Annotated in this window: 17 protein-coding genes; 4 read left to right on the top strand and 13 right to left on the bottom strand. The window is 72.1% G+C overall.

All coding sequences use genetic code 11. From position 1 onward, the window contains the following. Positions 1–98: 98 nt before the first annotated feature. The 4 genes from JHN63_RS33210 to JHN63_RS33195 all read right to left on the bottom strand — a co-directional run bounded on the left by JHN63_RS33210 (position 99) and on the right by JHN63_RS33195 (position 3,259). Positions 99–713, bottom strand: a complete 615-nt coding sequence (locus JHN63_RS33210; protein WP_200687700.1) for a DsbA family protein — start codon at positions 711–713, stop codon at positions 99–101. Between the two features lie 151 nt (positions 714–864). Continuing rightward, positions 865–1,359 (bottom strand): MarR family winged helix-turn-helix transcriptional regulator, encoded by a 495-nt coding sequence (locus tag JHN63_RS33205; RefSeq protein WP_200687697.1) that lies wholly within the window; start codon positions 1,357–1,359, stop codon positions 865–867. A 290-nt stretch (positions 1,360–1,649) separates the two neighbouring features. Next, positions 1,650–2,558 (bottom strand): NAD(P)-dependent oxidoreductase, encoded by a 909-nt coding sequence (locus JHN63_RS33200; RefSeq protein ID WP_200687695.1) that lies wholly within the window; start codon positions 2,556–2,558, stop codon positions 1,650–1,652. Next, positions 2,555–3,259: an SDR family NAD(P)-dependent oxidoreductase gene (locus tag JHN63_RS33195; RefSeq protein WP_200687693.1), complete on the bottom strand. Its 705-nt coding sequence runs from the start codon at positions 3,257–3,259 to the stop codon at positions 2,555–2,557. The genes JHN63_RS33200 and JHN63_RS33195 overlap by 4 nt, the downstream gene beginning before the upstream one ends. A 123-nt stretch (positions 3,260–3,382) precedes the next feature. Between JHN63_RS33195 and JHN63_RS33190 the strand changes: the two genes are divergently transcribed. Next, complete coding sequence (locus JHN63_RS33190) at positions 3,383–4,282, top strand: LysR family transcriptional regulator (protein WP_307782041.1); 900 nt, start codon at positions 3,383–3,385, stop codon at positions 4,280–4,282. A gap of 66 nt (positions 4,283–4,348) precedes the next feature. On the opposite strand, the gene JHN63_RS33185 is transcribed toward JHN63_RS33190, so the two are convergent. After that, on the bottom strand, positions 4,349–5,092 hold the full coding sequence (locus JHN63_RS33185; RefSeq protein ID WP_200687690.1) for an SDR family oxidoreductase: 744 nt from the start codon (positions 5,090–5,092) through the stop codon (positions 4,349–4,351). Positions 5,093–5,187: 95 nt separating this feature from the next. On the opposite strand from JHN63_RS33185, the gene JHN63_RS33180 reads away from it, so the two are divergent. Then, positions 5,188–5,748: a TetR/AcrR family transcriptional regulator gene (locus tag JHN63_RS33180; RefSeq protein ID WP_200687688.1), complete on the top strand. Its 561-nt coding sequence runs from the start codon at positions 5,188–5,190 to the stop codon at positions 5,746–5,748. Between the two features lie 111 nt (positions 5,749–5,859). Here the strand turns inward: JHN63_RS33180 and JHN63_RS54050 are convergent, their stop codons facing one another. Both JHN63_RS54050 and JHN63_RS54045 read right to left on the bottom strand, forming a co-directional pair. After that, positions 5,860–6,174 (bottom strand): hypothetical protein, encoded by a 315-nt coding sequence (locus tag JHN63_RS54050; protein ID WP_307782040.1) that lies wholly within the window; start codon positions 6,172–6,174, stop codon positions 5,860–5,862. Beyond that, the gene (locus JHN63_RS54045) at positions 6,108–6,593 is read right to left on the bottom strand and encodes a hypothetical protein (protein WP_307782039.1); all 486 of its coding nucleotides are present in this window, start codon (positions 6,591–6,593) and stop codon (positions 6,108–6,110) included. Before JHN63_RS54045 ends, JHN63_RS54050 begins: the two co-directional genes overlap by 67 nt. Before the next feature lie 60 nt (positions 6,594–6,653). Here JHN63_RS54045 and JHN63_RS33170 point away from each other — a divergent pair, with 60 nt between their 5' ends. Further along, positions 6,654–7,145 (top strand): hypothetical protein, encoded by a 492-nt coding sequence (locus tag JHN63_RS33170; RefSeq protein ID WP_200687686.1) that lies wholly within the window; start codon positions 6,654–6,656, stop codon positions 7,143–7,145. A 1-nt stretch (position 7,146) separates the two neighbouring features. Here the strand turns inward: JHN63_RS33170 and JHN63_RS33165 are convergent, their stop codons facing one another. From JHN63_RS33165 to JHN63_RS33145, 5 genes are all read right to left on the bottom strand, one after another. Beyond that, positions 7,147–7,986 (bottom strand): NAD(P)-dependent oxidoreductase, encoded by an 840-nt coding sequence (locus JHN63_RS33165; protein ID WP_200687683.1) that lies wholly within the window; start codon positions 7,984–7,986, stop codon positions 7,147–7,149. A 261-nt stretch (positions 7,987–8,247) separates the two neighbouring features. Beyond that, the gene (locus tag JHN63_RS33160) at positions 8,248–9,588 is read right to left on the bottom strand and encodes a GAF domain-containing protein (protein WP_200687702.1); all 1,341 of its coding nucleotides are present in this window, start codon (positions 9,586–9,588) and stop codon (positions 8,248–8,250) included. Positions 9,589–9,650: 62 nt separating this feature from the next. After that, entirely contained in the window at positions 9,651–10,691 is a 1,041-nt protein-coding gene (locus JHN63_RS33155; RefSeq protein ID WP_200687681.1) for a rod shape-determining protein, read from the bottom strand. A 182-nt stretch (positions 10,692–10,873) separates the two neighbouring features. Beyond that, positions 10,874–12,730: a carboxyl transferase domain-containing protein gene (locus JHN63_RS33150; RefSeq protein ID WP_200687679.1), complete on the bottom strand. Its 1,857-nt coding sequence runs from the start codon at positions 12,728–12,730 to the stop codon at positions 10,874–10,876. Further along, positions 12,723–14,201, bottom strand: a complete 1,479-nt coding sequence (locus JHN63_RS33145; RefSeq protein WP_200687677.1) for an acyl-CoA synthetase — start codon at positions 14,199–14,201, stop codon at positions 12,723–12,725. Before JHN63_RS33145 ends, JHN63_RS33150 begins: the two co-directional genes overlap by 8 nt. A 215-nt stretch (positions 14,202–14,416) precedes the next feature. Here JHN63_RS33145 and JHN63_RS33140 point away from each other — a divergent pair, with 215 nt between their 5' ends. Then, entirely contained in the window at positions 14,417–15,292 is an 876-nt protein-coding gene (locus JHN63_RS33140) for a RimK family alpha-L-glutamate ligase (RefSeq protein WP_200687675.1), read from the top strand. On the opposite strand, the gene JHN63_RS33135 is transcribed toward JHN63_RS33140, so the two are convergent. After that, positions 15,282–15,803 (bottom strand): hypothetical protein, encoded by a 522-nt coding sequence (locus tag JHN63_RS33135; RefSeq protein ID WP_200687672.1) that lies wholly within the window; start codon positions 15,801–15,803, stop codon positions 15,282–15,284. The genes JHN63_RS33140 and JHN63_RS33135 overlap by 11 nt on opposite strands. Positions 15,804–15,870: the final 67 nt, after the last annotated feature.

Below are 15,870 nucleotides of genomic sequence, written 5' to 3'. Positions count from 1 at the left end.
GGCGGTCTTGTTCTTGCTGCCGGCGGGGAAGTCGAGGTCCAGGATCTTGAAGGCGAGCGTGGTCATGCGGGGCTCCTTGAGGGGGACGGGGCGGGAGGTCAGGCGGCCACGGCCGCGAGGCGTACGTCGACCTCGTCGGCGGTGGCGTGGCCGTAGGCCAGGGGAGTGACGGAGTCGCCGTCGACGGCCAGCAGGGTGGGGAAGCCGGTGACGCCCAGTTCGGCGGCGCGGCGGAAGTCGGCATCGGCGGCGGCCCGGGTCCCGGGTGCCGTGAACGCGGCGATTACGGCTTCGGCGTCCAGCCCGGCCGCCTCGGCCACCGTCCGGTAGGTGGCCGGGTCGGAGAGGCTCAGGCCGTCGACGTAGAAGGCGTGCTGGAGGGCCGTGGCCAGCTGCGCGGCGCGATCGGGGGCGGCCTGGCGCAGGGCGGCGACACCGCGGGCGGCGGCCTCGGAGTCCATGACGAACGAGCCGTCGGCGATCAACTGCTCGTAGCCCGCGCCGAATTCGGCGCCGGTCAGCTCGGCGATCTTGGCGTTCGCGCCCTGGACGTAGCCGAACTCGCGGATCGGCACCCGGCGCGACCCGGTGAACAGGCCGCCGGAGACGACCTCGACCGGCAGTTCGGGATGGCGGGAGGCGACCTCGCTCAGCGTTCCGGAGAATCCGTGCGACCAACCGCAGTAGGCGTCGAAGACGTAGACGAGCTTCATGGATGACCTCGAAGGCGTTTCCTGCCCACCCGGTGTGGGCATTCGTCTGACGAAACAGTAACTGACTAGTCAGGTATTTCCCGTTGGGTGTGAGGTGGGACACACGGGTGGAGCTATGGTCAGTCCATCAGGGAACTCGCCCGCCCGCAGGTCAGGGCAGTCGGGGCAGCGCGTCCCGGGCGGTGTGGCTGAGGATGCGGAGATCCTCCGCGAACCGCGCGCGGTCCTCGGCGGGGAGCGGTGCCACGAAGTACCGCTTGATGTTCGCCACGTGCACCTGGGACGCGCGTACCGCCGTCTCCTCACCCAGCGGAGTGAGTCGCACCAGCTTCGCGCGCCGGTCCTCGGGGGAGTCGGTGCGTGCCACGAGTCCCGCCGCCACCATGCGGTCCACCAGCCGGGTGGCGCCGCCCGTGGTCAGGACCTGTTCCTGGGCGATGGCCCGCATCGACATGCCCGGGGCGCCCGCCCGTCCGAGGATCAGCAGCACCTCGAACATGAGATGACTGATCCCGCACTCCTCCTCCAGGGCCCGCCCGAGGATGTACTCCAGTCGGTTCGCCGCCCCCTGGAGCCGCCCGAACGCGAGGATCAGTTCGTGGTCGGCGGCCTCCTTCGCCGTGCTGATGCCCGCCTGCTCGCTCACGGCCTCGCCGCCCCTTCCGCCGTCCCGGGTATCACCGTACCGATCATGCCCGGGGCGGCGGGGTGTCAGGTCCGGCGGGCGCGGGGCGCCGGTCGGCGCACCCGCCCCACATCCATGCAATTCCATCGAAGGGAAAACAATGGATTGGGGAAGTCGGCTCGCCGAACTCCTCATAGGTTCGCTGCTCGTGGGCCGGGGAATCGTGGTGCGGTACGTGAACACGCGACACCCGGATGTCTTTGACCGCTCGAGGCGTTGGTCTCGCTGATACGAGGCCATGTGCAACGGGGTCATGTGCAGGGGTCGGCCGCAGCGTTGCGCCGCAGTACTTCGGCCAGTACGGAGACGCCGTCACGATCGCCCAGTCCCGCGGCCATGGCCTGGTCGATGAGCCTCCGGTTGGCGTCCAGTTGGGCCATGGGCGCTCCCACGGACGAGGCCAGGGCGTCGATCAGGGTGAGGTCCTTGGCGACGAGGGACAGCGTCATGTGGATGGCCGCTTCGTGTGGCCGTACGAAGTTGTCGCGGTTGTAGAGGACGAAGGGGGCCGCGGCCGGGCTCTGGGTGAAGGCGTCGTAGGCAGCCGCCCGGTCGATGCCGGCGCGCTCGGCGAGGACCAGCGCCTCGGCCAGTGCTGTCGCCATGGACAGCAGCAGGGAGTTGATCGCCAGCTTCATGGTGCTGCCGCTGCCCGATGCCCCGAAGTGGAGGACGCGGGTGGCCAGGACGTCCAGGACGGGACGGACCCGGTCGAGTGCTTCCTTGGGGCCGCCGGCCAGGAAGGTGAGTTCGCCGCGGGTGGCGAGTTCGACGGAGCCGGACATCGGGGCGTCGAGGAGGGTGGCGCCGCGTTCGAGGACCCGAGGTGCGAGGTCCCGTGTCGTCTGCGGAGCAACTGTGCTGGTCTCCAGGACAGTTGCTCCCTCGCGCAGTCCGGCGAGGATGCCGTCGGGTCCGTCGTGGACCTCGCGTACGGCCGTGTCGTCGGTCAGGGAGACGATGACGATGTCGGCGCGGGAGGCCGCCTCGCGCGGGGTGCCGACCACGCACGCGCCCGTCTCGCCCGCGACGTCGAGGGCGCGTCCGGGGGTGCGGTTGGTGACGGTGACGCTGTGCCCTGCCCGGCGCAGGCGCACCACCATGGGGCGGCTGATGCGGCCGATGCCGATCACGGCCAGGGTGGGCAGGGCGTCGGTCATGCGTGACCGCCGTTGAGATCGAGGTTCACGCCGTTCGCGGCCGGGTTCTCCAGCAGGAACATGGAGCCCTCGACGATGTCGCGCATGGTGGGGACGACGCGGGTCAGGATCCGGGCGCGTGCCGCTTCCACGGCGGGCTGGTTGTCGGCCCAGTACGGGCTGTCGCCGACCATGCCCGGGTGGACGGCGTTGACGCGGACCGGCGCGAGTTCCTTGGCCAGCGTCGCCACCAGGCCTGTCACACCGGCGTTCACGGTCGTGACGGTGGTGGAGCCGGGGTAGGGAACGTCCTTGGCCAGGCCGCCGAAGAGCAGCACGGAGCCGGTGGGGGAGAGGCGCGACCGCAGGGTGTGGACGACGGTGGTGTAGCCGACGATCTTGGCGATGGCCAACTCCGTTGCCCCGGCGATGTCGTAGTCGGCGATCGTGTTGTTGTCGCGCCGCATGCCGGTGAGGACGATCGCGTCGACGTGGTCGATGCCGCTCAGCGACTGCTCGAGGCTCTCGGGCTTGGAGAGGTCGACTGCTGTGCCCCGCACCTGAGTTGTGTCCGTCTCGGTGTTGAGTTCCGCGGCCGCCTTCTCCGCGCGTGTGCTGTCGCGGCCGGCGATGATCACGGAGGCGCCCTGGCGGGCGTAGGCCGCCGCCAGCTCGCGGCCGATACCGGAGGTGCCTCCGACGACCAAGACCTGCTTGCTCATGACGTTCCTTTCGTCAGGCGGCCAGCGGGAGTTGCTGCCGGTGAGTGACAGCCTGGTGCGAAAGGCATATCGAGTCCAACGAAAAATGTTGACAGCTGTTATCGAGCAAATCGATAATTGGCCGTGGAATTACGGCAGTTGCGCTACTTCATCACCGTGGCCGAAGAGCTCAGCTTCACGCGCGCCGCGGCCCGCCTCTTCGCTGCTCAGTCGACCGTGTCGGCGGCTGTCCGCGCCCTGGAGGAGGAGCTCCAGGTGTCGCTCTTCGACCGGTCGACCCGGACGGTGGCCCTGTCCCCGGCGGGCGAGGTGTTCCTCCCCGAGGCCAAGTCGGTCGTCGAGGCCGCGGAACGGGCGAGGGAAGTGGTCGGCGAGGCCGCGCGCACCCTGCGGGGCAGTCTGCGCATCGGCACGATGACCCGCATGACGGCTCTCGATCTGCCGCGCCTGGTGGGGGCGTTCCGCCAGCGCCACCCCCTGGTGGACATAAGGATCCAGGTCTCCGGGTCCGGCTCGGGCGGCATCGCCGAGGACGTGCGACGCGGCCGGCTCGATGTCGGCGTCGTGGCGTTGGCCGCCGCCGAGGCACACGACCTCGATCTACGGCAGTTCGCGACGATCCCCTACGTCGTGATCCTGCCGTCCGAGCACCCGCTGGCGCGGCGAGAACGCGTCGCGCTGAGCGATCTCGCCCACGAGAACTTCGTGTCGGGGGCGAGCGGATTCGGGTCGCGCGCCGCCATGGACCGGGCCTTCGGCGAGCTGGGCATCACGCGCCGGGTGTCCGTCGAGATCACGGACATCGCCTCGGCCGCGTCCTACGTGCGGGCCATCGGCGGCGCGGCCGTCGTCCCCCGCTACGAACCTGCGGACACTGCCGGAGTGGTCATCAAGCCGCTGTCCGGCCCCGTACCCACGCTCAATCTCTCCTTCGCGGTCCGCGCGGGCCGCGAACCGAGCCCCGCCGTAACCGCGTTGCTGCGACTCAGCCCCAACTACACGCGCGACGACGGGACGTTCTGAACGACCAGGCCCGGCTGTCCCTCCCAGCGGCCGACAGCCGTCTCCATCGATCGGCGGCAGCGGGTGTCATGCCTGGACGGTGGGGCGGACGTTGATCTCGCCGATCTCGACATCGGCGGGCTGCTCGATGGCGAAGGCCACCGCGCGGGCGATCGCCGCCGGAGGGATGCCCATCGCGTCCATGTTCTTGCGGGTCGCATCGCGGATGTGCGGGTCCGTCATCGAGTCGGCGAGATCGGTGCGGACGTATCCCGGCGAAATGGCGGTCGTGCGCACCACCCCGTCGGTGGACTCCTTGCGCAGGCCCTCGTGGACGGAGCGCACCGCGTTCTTGGTCGCGGCGTAGACGGCCATCGAAGGGGTCGCGCCGGACAGGCCGGCCACGGAGACGATGCTGACCAGGTGGCCCGACCCCTGCTCGTGGAAGACGGGCAGCGCGGCGGCGACGCAGTGGAGCATGCCGCGGAGGTTCACGTCGATCATGGCCGACCAGCCTTCGGTGTCGAGGTCGGCCAGCGGGCTGATCGGGGCGACGCCGGCGTTGTTCACCAGCACGTCGATCCGGCCGTACCGGTCGACGGTGGTGGACACCAGGCGCCGTAGGTCCTCGGCCTTGGTGACGTCGACGACGCATGTGGCGGCCTGGCCGCCCTCCTTCCGGATGTCCTGCGCTATCGCGTCGACGCGCTCGCTGCGGCGGGCCGCGAGGACGACCGCGGCGCCGCGCCGCGCGAGCAGACGAGCCGTGGCCTCGCCGATGCCACCGCTCGCTCCGGTGATGGCGACGATCTTGCCGTGAAGAGAGAGCACTGCTGCCTCCAAGTAAAGTGGACACGTGTCCGCTGTGTGACCCAGCCTACCGGACACGTGTCCACTTGTCGGGGACGGAACATGAGGAGAGGCCCATGAGTGCGCCGGCACGCCGTCAGGACGCGGCCCAGAACCGGATCCGTATCGTCGAGGCGGCCCGCGCGGCCCTCGCCGAGTCCAGCCACGTCCACCTCAACGAGATCGCCAAGCGCGCCGGAGTGGGGCAGGGGACCCTCTACCGGAACTTCCCCAACCGCGAGGCCCTCCTCGCCGAGGTCTACCGGCGTGACGTGGAAGAACTCGTGACGGCCGCTCCCGCCCTGCTGGCGGAACACGAGCCCGTGGAAGCGCTGCGGCACTGGCTCGACCGGGTGATCGACTACGCCGAGATCAAGTACGGCGTCCTGGCGGCGCTCGAGCCGGCCGCGTGGCAGGACCTCGTCGCCCACAGCCAGAACCCCATCGAAGGCGCCCTCGCCCGCCTGCTGGACGCCGGGAAAGCGGCCGGTTCCCTCCGCACGGACGTGGACGCCCGCGGGGTCCTCCTGCTCATCGCCTACCTCGGTCGAGTGGACCGGAGCGAGTGGGAATCGACGGCGCGGCCACTGATGAGCGTTGTCCTCGACGGCCTTCGGCGACGGGACGCGGACCGGTGAGGGGACGGGGGGTGCCCACGTGCCACGTGCCGACAGGCTCACGTGCTCACGTGCCCGAAGCCGTCGCGTAAAGCGCTTGTCGCGGCGTCGACCGCGATGGGGAGCGGTGGGTCACCCCGGCGGCATCAGCACCAGGCACGCGTTCCGCCCCCCCCCGAAACCGAAGGAGTTGGAGAGCACCGGCCCGCGCGTGATCGCGCGGCGCCTGCCGATCACCACGTCCACCAGCTCGGCCTCCGGGCTGCCGAGCGTGTTCGCGATCGCCGGGACGACACCCCGGTCGGCGCAGAGCAGACCCGGCAGCGCCTCCAACGCGCCTGATCCGCCGATGAGATGACCACTCACGCCCTTGACCGCGGTCAGGGGCGGCGACTGTCCCGCGAAGCACTGATGGATCGCGGTCGCCTCCGCCCGGTCGTTGAGCACCGTCGAGACGTGCCGTGCGCGCTGATGTGCCCGATGCCGGCCGGCACGAGCCCGGCGTCCGCGACGGCGGGGCGCGTGCACTCGGCCGCCGTGGCCGCCTCGGGGTCCGGTGCCGCGCTGTGGAACGCGTCGCAGTTGGCCGCGTGGCCGGTGACCTCGCCGTAGATCCGCGCCCCCTCGCGAGGGCCAAGTCCAGCCGTCTGTCCGGACAGGATCCCGAACGCGCGGTCCCGCGTCAGCCGTTCCGCCTCCTGATGACCGGTCACCAACAGGAGTCCGTCCCCGGCCGGCAGCACGGGCCCGAGCGCCCGGGCCCGCTCGAACAGCGGATGGGGATCGGCCGATCCCTCGTCGGTGAGCAGGGCTTCGAGGATCGCGGCGCCGCTGTCCGAGGCGGTGTCCGAGGTGGGGTGCGTCATGACCCTCATGCTGGAGGGAAGACGGTGAACGGTTGCCGCGACACCTCCGTACCCCCTGACATGACCCCCCAGGCACCGGTACAGCAGCCCACCCGAGGACACACCGCCCGCCTCCGCCGAGGCGCCGCGTTCGCCCTGCTTCCGCTCGCCGTGGCCTGCGGTGGAGGGGAGGGCGAGGGCGCGGCGGAGCGCAAGCGGGTGGCGGCCGTGACCGCCGCTCCCGAGGCCGGAGTCGTCGCACCGGCGAAGGTCGAGGTGATCGCCGGGCTGACCGGGTGCACCGCGGAGATCCGGATCGAGGCGGAGGAACTGCGCGAGGGGCTGTGCAGCACCAAGCAGGGCGAGTACCGGATCACCACGTTCCCCGAGGAGCGGTACAAGGTGACCTGGCTCGACACCGCGGCCGTCTACGGCGGCAAGTACCTCGTCGGCACCCGCTGGGTGGTCAGCGCGCGGCCGGAGCTGCTGGAGGGTTTCCGGGCCCGACTCGGCGGAACCGTACAGGAGTTGCGCGGAATCGGGCCCACGGCCTCGGCCTCCTTCGGGCCCTGAGTCACCCCTTCGCGCGGAGGTGGTCCAGCACGTCCTCCAACGGCAGGTCGAAGCGGTCCTTGTCGCCGTCCCACCGGCGCAGCACGCTCGCCGCGCCCCGGGCCAGTTCCGGCGGCAGCCCCGCCGTGTCCAGGGTGGCCGCGATCTCCTCCAACTCCGGTGCCCAGCGCCAGGCGCGCGCCGCGACACTGGGGAGCTGATCGGTCTCGGCGAGGATGTTGGACGTCAACGACCCTGCCTCACGGGCGAGTTCGGCGGCCACGCCGTGATGCGCGGCAAGGGCGTGCGATACGGCGGCCAGGACGCGGGCCGACTTCTGGTACGAGGCGTACGCCATCTTCAACGCGGACGCGGCACCGATCTCCGCGTCGAGGGGGCGGGCCACGACCCACGTGTCCTCGAACACCCCTGCCACGCGGGCGACTTGCTTGCCGTCGCCGCTCAGGTAGAGGCGCGGCGCGCTGCCCGGCCCCGGCGGGCCGCCGACGATCGAGCCGTCCAGCATCAGCACCTCGCGCTCCGCGCACGCCGCCGCGATCCGCCTCGTGCGGTCCGGGCTGATCGCGTTGGCCTCGACGTACACGCCTCGGAAAGGGTGCGCGAAGACCTCGTGCGCCACGTCCTCCGCCGCGTGCGGCGGGCAGACCGACAGCACGAAGTCGCTGACGGCCAGGGCCGATTCGAGCGACTCGGCCGGCTCCAGACCTGCCTCCCGGGCCCGTCGGAGGCTGGCGGGGCTACGGCCGGTGGGGACGTACAGCACGCGGGCGCCCGTACGGGTCGCCTGGCCGCCGACTTTCGCGCCCATGGCGCCGGGATGCAGAAGCGTGAACGTGGTCATGGCACCCACCGTACGAGTCCGTCGTGACCAGGAAGATTTTCTTGAACGTCGCGAGGAAGAGTGTGGGGCATAGCAGAGGGGCATAGGAGATATGAGCCTTGGGAGGGCGCCATGAACCGACAGATCCGCGTTCGCGTCAGTCGCCGGCCCATTACGCCCCGCGACGACACCATCGACCGCCGGACACCGTCGGGGCGGATCCTGCCCTACTGACCGCCTGGCCTACTGACCGCCCGGCCCACCGACGCGAGCGGCCCCGTCTCACAGGGGCGACCGCCAACTCACCGTCGTGCCCGCGCCGTCGTACACCCGCAGTCGTACGGCGTCCCGGCCGTCCGGCAGCGGTGTCGTCACGTCGACCGTGATCTCCAGACGCGAGACGTCGGGACGGCGGGACGCGGTGGCCAGGGCGCGGCGCAGGGCGGTGAGGAGCCGGGTCGCCACCCGGTCGGGGACGAGGGTGTCCACCGGACCCGTGAAGCGGGTCGAGGGCTGGAACGCGAGGGTGGCCGCCGCCTCCCGAAGTACCTTTCCCCGGAGGGTGGTTGGCGCCTCCGTCGGTGGTTGTTGCAGGGCGAAGATCGCCGTGCGGACCTCCTGGATCGTCGACTGGAGTTCGTCGACGGCACGGCCGAGGACCTCGTGCGCCGGATCGGCCGGACCACCCCTGCGCTGCGCGGACTCCAGCAACATGCCCGTGGCGAACAGCCGTTGGACCACCAGGTCGTGCAGATCGCGGGCGATCCGGTCCCGGTCCTCGTAGACCGCAAGGCGTTCACGGCCGTGCTGGGCGTCGGCCAGCACCAGGGCGAGGGCGGCCTGGGACGCGAACTGCGTTGCCAGCAGGCGTTCCACGGCCGTGTAGGGGCGGTCGCCCGGACGGCGGGGGAGCGCGAGGGTGCCGATCAGGCGGCCGTCCGCCTGGAGCGGGAGCATCATGCTGGGGCCGAACCGGTGCCGTACATGCGTCGTCATGCGCGGGTCGGTAGCCGAGTCGTCGATGAACACCGGTTCGCCGCCCAGGAGTTGGACCAGGACCGGGCTGCCGGGCGCGATGGTCGTACCGACGATGTCGCCCGGGTCCTCATAGGCGGACGCGGTGACGATCTCCATGCCGCCCGCCGGGGTGGGCTGGAGGATGACGCCCGCGGCGGCGTCGGCGAGGGCCCGGGCGCCCTCCGCGACCGTCACCAGCGCGTCGGCCGCCCGCTCGCCGCTGAGCAGCGCGGTGGTGACGGCCGCCGCGCCCTCGATCCAGCGTTCGCGCTGTCGGGCCGTCTCGTACAGGCGGGCGTTGCCGATGGCGATGCCGGCCTGGGCGGCGAGGACGTGCAGGAGCTGTTCGTCCTCGGCGGTGAAGGGGGCGTCGTGCCGCTTTCCGGCAAGGTGGAGCCGGCCGAAGATCTCGTCGTGGACGTGGATCGGCACGCTGAGCACGCCCTCGGGCGGCGGCTCGGCCCCGCCGGTGCGGATCTCGGTGAGGCCGTCCTGCCCGGGGTCCGTCGTGCCGAGCGCCGCGTACCGCGCGCCGGTCAGCTCGGCGGCGCCGTCCACGATGTGCTGGAGCGTGGTGCGCAGTTCGAGCTCGGAACCGACGCTCAGGACGGCTTCGAGGAGCCGGGAGAGAGCGGGGACGCCGGCCCGCGGGCCGGCCGGGTCCGGGCTCAGGCGCTCGCCAGCGGGGCCAGGACCAGCGGCTCGATCTTGCCCTCCAGCATGTACCCCAGGCCCTGTACGGCGCACACGTCCGGCCGCTCGGCGATGTGCACCGGCATGCCGGTCGCCGCGCGCAGCATCTGGTCGAAGCCGGGGAGCAGGGCGCTGCCGCCGACCATCATGATCCCGCGGTCGGCGAGGTCGGCCACGAGGTCGGGCGGGCAGTTGCGCAGCACGCGGCCGATACCGTCGAGCACGGCGGTCAGCGGGGTCTCGATCGCGTCCCGTACGGCCGCGGTGTCGACCCGTACGGAACGGGCGAGGCCGCTCGCCACGTCCCGCCCGTGGATCTCGGTGGTGCTCGGCCCGTGCGGGGTGAGGCCGTTGCCGGACAGGGCGAGCTGGAGCGGTCGTACGGACTGGCTCGGGAGCATCAACTCGTGTTCGTGGCGCAGGTGTTGGACGATCGCGTGGTCCACGGCCTCGCCGCCGACCGGGATGCGTTCGGCGGTGACGATCGAGCCGAGGGAGAGCACGGCGACCTGGGTCGCGGCGGCCCCGCACACCATGATCATGGTGGCCTCGGGCCGCTCGACGGGCAGCCCGCAGCCGACGGCGGCGGCGATCAGCGTGTCGACCAGCTCCACCCGGCGCGCGCCGAGCCCGACCAGCGTCTCGATCGCGGCCCGCTGGGCCAGCGGATCGGCGTCGTGCGGGGTGCAGGCGGCGGCCCGCAGCCGGGGCTTGCGGCGCAGCGCGCGGCGGACCTTGTCGCCGATCAGGTGCCGCAGCATGCGCTGCGCCATCTCGATGTCGACAACGGTCCCGCCGGAGACCGGCCGCACGACCCGGATGTAGTCGGGCGTACGGCCCGTCATCTTCTCCGCGAACTCTCCTACGGCGATCAGCGCGCCGGTCCGGGTGTTCACGGCGGCGGCGGACGGCTGGTCGACGACGAGCCCGGCGCCCTTGACGTAGACGCGGGTGCGCGCCGCGCCGAGGTCGACGGCGAAATGGCAGCGGCGCAACTGCTCCAGACTGACGGTCATGGCAGGTTCTCCCGAGAGCACGGTCCGGGCTTCGCCGGGCGGCGGGCCTCCTTCGCATCGTGCGGGGGCGGTGGAGCGGGCGCGTCTTGTGGTGGGCCGGGTGGGGTGCGGCTGAATGGGGGATTTGTCCGCAATGCCCGAGTTAAAGATTAAGTAAGGGGCAGTTGGTGAGGTCCCGTCACTCACCCGGACCACGTCGCCCGGACCACCCCCAGCTCGACCAAGTCCTGCGGCCGAACGCGGAGTTGGTCGGCGGTGGATTCCGTCTCCTCCTTCGGCCGCTTCAGAATCGCGGCGGCAGCCTCGGGGGCGATCACGGAGAAGTAACTGTCCGGCGTGGCCCAGGTGTTGCCCGGCGCGGCCAGCGCCAGCGCACCCCCCGAACCACCCTCGCCGATCACCAACGTGGTCACCGGAACGCGAGCACCCGCCACCGCCCCGAACAGATCCGCGATCGCGGCCCCCGCCCCCTGCCGCTCCGCCTCGGCATCGTTCGCCGCACCCGGGGTGTCCACCAGCGTCAACACCGGCACCCCGAGCCGATCGGCAAGCCGGATCAGCCGCGCGGCGGTCCGATACCCGGCGGGCCGCGTAGCCGTCCCCGCCTGCGCCGCAAACGCGACGGCCCGCCCCTCCCGCTCCCCGAAACCGCACAGCATCCCCGCGTCGACACCCCCGCACCGGTCACCACTGACCGCGACCCGCTGAGTGAAGTAGGCGTCCAAGTACCGCTCGGCGCGCGGCCGTTGAGACGAACGAGCACGCTGCACGGCTTCCCATCCGGTGGCGGGAAGATCGGCCGGGGTGGGCTGACGCACCTGGACGGGGTGAGCTGCCTCCTGTGCGGTCGCCGACGGGTCGGGCAGGTCGGGCGCGTCGCGGGGAGCCGACCGGGCGTCGTGCACGCCCCCTCGCGGATCGCCCGCGGCATGCCGAGCCGCCGGGGCGGTCTGCGTGGTCTCTTGTGCGGCTCCGGGCGGGTCGGCGGTGGTGTGTTGAGTCGGCCGGGCTTCGGGTGCGGTCTCTTGTGCGGCCTCGGGTAGGTCGGTCGTGGTGTGTTGAGTCGGCCGGGCTTCGGGTGCGGTCTCTTGTGCGGCCTCGGGTAGGTCGGTCGTGGTGTGCTGAGCCGCCCCGGCGTCCTGCGCGGCCTCGTGTGCGGTCACCGGAGGATCAGTCGCCGCACGCCGAGCCGACAGCGCGCCCCGCGCGGCCTCTCCCGCCGCTACCGGCGGGTCGGCCTCGCCGAGGGCAGGTGGTGCGCCCTCCCACCCCGGGGCGGGGACGGAGGCCAGGCCCTCCCGCCCCCCGGCCGGCAGGCCCGTCGCCCCGAGCGCCGCGGGCACCGGTGCCTGCCCCGCCCACGGGGTGGTCAGCAGGTGGAGCCACCTCCCCAGGGTCTCCTTCAGGTCCGCCGGGGCTACGATCGCGTCGGCCGCGCCCGTTGCCACCTGGGCCTCGGCCGTGTACGCCGTCGGGTCCGCGTCCGGGGGGCGGACGCGGGAGCCCGCGAAGCCGACCTGGGCGTCGGGCAGGGCCAGGATCACATCGGCGCCCGCGCCCAGCGTGGCCCAGCCGCCGCCCGTGGTGGGGTCGCGCAGGACCGCGATCTGGGGGAGGCCGGCCTCTCGGGTGAGCGTCGACTGGCGTGCCACGCGCTGGAGTTGGGTGAGGGCGATCATGCCCTCCTGCATCCGGCTGCCCCCGGTGGCGATCAACGGCACGACGGGCAACCGGTGTTCACGGGCGTACGTGTACGCCGCCTCCAGACGGTCCCCGGTGCGTTCGCCCAGCGAACCGCCGAGGAACCCGAACTCGAAGGCGATCAGCACCGCGCGCGTGCCCGACACCGTCGCCGTACCGCAGATCACCGACTCCGACTCGCCGGTGCGGTCGGCGGCGCGGGCGCGCGAGGCGTCGTAGCCCTGCCAGGCGAGGGGGCCGTCGGGGCCGGACTCCCGTACTGGGTGAGGGAGTTCGGAGAAGGTGGCGGAGTCCGTGACGAGGGCGAGGGTCTCGCGCGCCGAGAGCCGCTCAGCCATCGGTCAGGGAGCGCTTCAGGATCTTCCCCATGTCGTTGCGGGGCAGCGCGGAGAGGTGGTGGACGACACGGGGGCGCTTGTGCGGGGCCAGACGGCCTGCCACGTGGTCGGCCAACTCCGCCAGTTCCGGGGGAGATTGGGGATCCGTCGGCACGATCCAGGCCACCACCCGCTCGCCCAGGTCGGGATCCGGTTCACCGGTGACCGCGGCCTCGCGCACCCCGGGGTGTTCCAGTAGCGCGTTCTCGATCTCGCCCGCGCCGATCTTGTAACCCCCGCTCTTGATCAGGTCGGTTGCCTTGCGGCCGACGATCCGGACATAGCCGTCGGGGTCGCGCACGGCCATGTCGCCGGTGCGGAACCAGCCGTCGGCGGTGAAGGCCGCGGCCGTCGCGTCCGGCCGGTTGAGGTACTCCGTGAACAGGTTCGGCCCGCGCACCTGGATCTCGCCCACGCTCTCCCCGTCGTACGAAGGGAGAGGCGTGCCGTCCTCCTCGACCAGCCGCAACTCCACGCCGGGCAACGGCACCCCCACCGTCCCGGCGCGCGGCTCACCGTCCGCCCGCACGCTCGGCCGGGGGTCCGGGGGTGTCCACCGGGACGAGCACAGCATCAGGGTCTCCGTCATGCCGTAGCGCTCGATGACGCGGCGCCCGGTCGCCGAGGTGATCCGCTCGTGGTCGTGGACCGGCAGCGCGGCCGAACCGGAGACCAACAGCCGTGCCCGGGCGAGGGACTTGGCGAGTGCCGGGTCGTCGGGGAGGGTCTCGGCGATGCGGTGGTACATCGTCGGCACGCCGAACATCATGGTCGCGCCGTCGTTCAACTCCCGTGTCACGCCCTCCGTGCTGAACCTGCCCAGGTGCCGCACCGAACCGCCGCGCCGCAGCGGCCCCAGGATGCCCAGCACCAGCCCGTGCACATGGAACAACGGCAGCCCGTGCACGAGGACGTCGTCGCCGGTCCACTGCCAGGCATCGGCGAGCGCGTCCAGCGTCGTGGCGATCGCCCGGCGCGGGATCACGGCACCCTTGGGCGGCCCGGTGGTGCCGGAGGTGTAGACGACGAGGGCGGGATCCTCGTCGGACACCCGGACGTCGTCGGCGACCGCCCCCACCGCCCGCACATCGACGTCGACACGCTCCAACTCCCGCAACCCGGAAGGCAGTTCATCCCCCGGAGCCACCAGCACCACCGTCGGCGCGCTGTCCGCCAGGATGTGCCCCAGCTCCTTCTCGCCGGACTTCGGATTGAGCGGCACCGCGGCCACCCCGGCCCGCAGCGCCGCCACGACCGCGACCGCCGTCTCCAGCGAGGGCGTGGCCCACACGGCGACCCGGCCGGCGCCCCGGCACCGGACCGCGAGGGCGTCCGCCGCCGCGCCCAGCTCCGCGTACGTCAGGGACCGGTCGCCGAACGTGAGAGCGGGCTCGTCGCCCGGGTTCGTCAGGGCCGGGAAGAGGGTGGACACGCGGCGCACTCCTTAGCCGTCGGGGGCAGTGGTCCCCAGACCTCGGGGACACCCCCGTTCCTACACCACGTCCGCCACCACACGACTGACGGTGTCCGGACCCCCGGCCCCGTTCGCCGCGCCGGGAAGGGCAAGGCCAATCCGGTTGCCTCGGACACCGGGCCCGTGGTTACCCTGCAAAAACGATCTACCGCCGTACGAAGCTGGAGGCTCCCGTGCCCCGAATCGCGCTCGCCACCTACGACCCCGGAGCCCAGCCCAGCAAGGACCGCGACCTCCCGGTGCTGGTGGAGGCGTTGCGGGCGGCCGGGGCCGAGGCCGTCGCCGTGCCGTGGGACGACGCGGGGACCGACTGGGGGGTCCACGACCTCGTCGTCATCCGGTCGACCTGGGACTACAGCTGGCGGCCGGTCGAGTTCATGGCGTGGGCCGAGCGGGTCGGCAAGGTGACGCGGCTCGCGAATCCGGTGCAGGTGGTGCGGTGGAACACGGACAAGCGGTATCTCGGTGACCTCGCCGCGGCCGGCGTGCCCGTCGTGCCGACCCGCTATCTCGCCCCCGGCGACCCGGCCGACCTCCCGGGCGACCACGAGTACGTCGTCAAGCCGACCTCCGGCGCGGGCGCCCGCTTCGCCGCCCGCTACACACCCGACGAGCACGAGACGGCCGTACGACAGCTGGAGCGTATGCACGGGGAAGGGCTGACCGCGATGGTGCAGCCGTATCTCACGAACGTGGACGTCAGTGGGGAGCGGGCGCTGCTGTTCTTCGGGGGGCGGTTCGTGCACGCCTCGCGGAAGGGGGCCGTGCTGGCGCGGGGCACGGCCTACGACGACGACAAGGTGTCCCACCCGAACCTGGAGCCGTGGACCGCGACCGAGGCCGAACTCTCCGTCGCCGAGCGGGCGTTGGCCGCCGTACCGGACGCGCCGGAGCTGCTGTACGCACGCGTGGACCTCGTGGACGGGCCGGACGGACAGCCGTGTGTGATGGAGCTGGAACTCGTCGAGCCGAACCTCTTCCTCGATCTGCATCCCGGGTCGTTGGCGGTCGTGGTCGACGCGATTCTCGCGGCCGCCGTCACTCCTTGACCGCCGTTCTCTGCAGGAGGCCCCAGGTGAACTCGGCCGCGCACCGGTGTCGTACGCCCTGCGTGTCCGGGGCGGTGAAGGCCAGGCCCCAGCGGGTGGGGGCCGTGCCCTCCATAGGGCGGACGGGGGCGAAGGCGCGGGCCGCCTCGTCGACCGTGCAGGACCAGGGGGTCAGGTCGTCCAGGGTGAGGAGGGTCGGGCCTTCGGCACCGGGGGCGCGGACCAGCCATTCGTTCCACACGGCGCCGTTCGGAGCGGTGAGCACCTCGAAGCGGAGGTCGGGCCAGAGCGGGACGGGCCACTGCCGGGCCTCGCAGTCCAGGTCGCCGATCCTGCGCTGCACGGTCGACTCGGGGGTGCCGAGGATCGAGCGGTAGCGGGAGGCGGCCGCCCGGCCTCTCGGGGAGTGCAGCATCGCCTGCCACCGCTTGTTGGCCTCGCGCATGTCGGCGATCGAGACGCCCAGCTCATGACGGGCGTTCTCGACCAGGTCCGGGTTGTGGTCCGCCATGCGGCGCAGCAGGACGAGTTGGAAGTCGAGGGGGCTGAAGGGGCGGGCGGCCGCCTCCCGCTACCGC

The organism is Streptomyces sp. MBT65, assembly GCF_016612545.1.
Classification (GTDB): domain Bacteria; phylum Actinomycetota; class Actinomycetes; order Streptomycetales; family Streptomycetaceae; genus Streptomyces.
The sequence above is the reverse complement of the archived record's forward strand: the minus strand, read 5'-3'. Positions and strand labels throughout refer to the sequence as shown.

Coding starts and splice junctions, on each gene's coding strand:
- JHN63_RS33210 (WP_200687700.1), bottom strand. CDS start 713: ATGAAGCTCGTCTACGTCTTCGACGCCTACTGCGGTTGGTCGCACGGA.
- JHN63_RS33200 (WP_200687695.1), bottom strand. CDS start 2,558: ATGACCGACGCCCTGCCCACCCTGGCCGTGATCGGCATCGGCCGCATC.
- JHN63_RS33195 (WP_200687693.1), bottom strand. CDS start 3,259: ATGAGCAAGCAGGTCTTGGTCGTCGGAGGCACCTCCGGTATCGGCCGC.
- JHN63_RS33180 (WP_200687688.1), top strand. CDS start 5,188: ATGAGTGCGCCGGCACGCCGTCAGGACGCGGCCCAGAACCGGATCCGT.
- JHN63_RS54045 (WP_307782039.1), bottom strand. CDS start 6,593: ATGACGCACCCCACCTCGGACACCGCCTCGGACAGCGGCGCCGCGATC.
- JHN63_RS33170 (WP_200687686.1), top strand. CDS start 6,654: ATGACCCCCCAGGCACCGGTACAGCAGCCCACCCGAGGACACACCGCC.
- JHN63_RS33165 (WP_200687683.1), bottom strand. CDS start 7,986: ATGACCACGTTCACGCTTCTGCATCCCGGCGCCATGGGCGCGAAAGTC.
- JHN63_RS33155 (WP_200687681.1), bottom strand. CDS start 10,691: ATGACCGTCAGTCTGGAGCAGTTGCGCCGCTGCCATTTCGCCGTCGAC.
- JHN63_RS33150 (WP_200687679.1), bottom strand. CDS start 12,730: ATGGCTGAGCGGCTCTCGGCGCGCGAGACCCTCGCCCTCGTCACGGAC.
- JHN63_RS33135 (WP_200687672.1), bottom strand. CDS start 15,803: ATGGCGGACCACAACCCGGACCTGGTCGAGAACGCCCGTCATGAGCTG.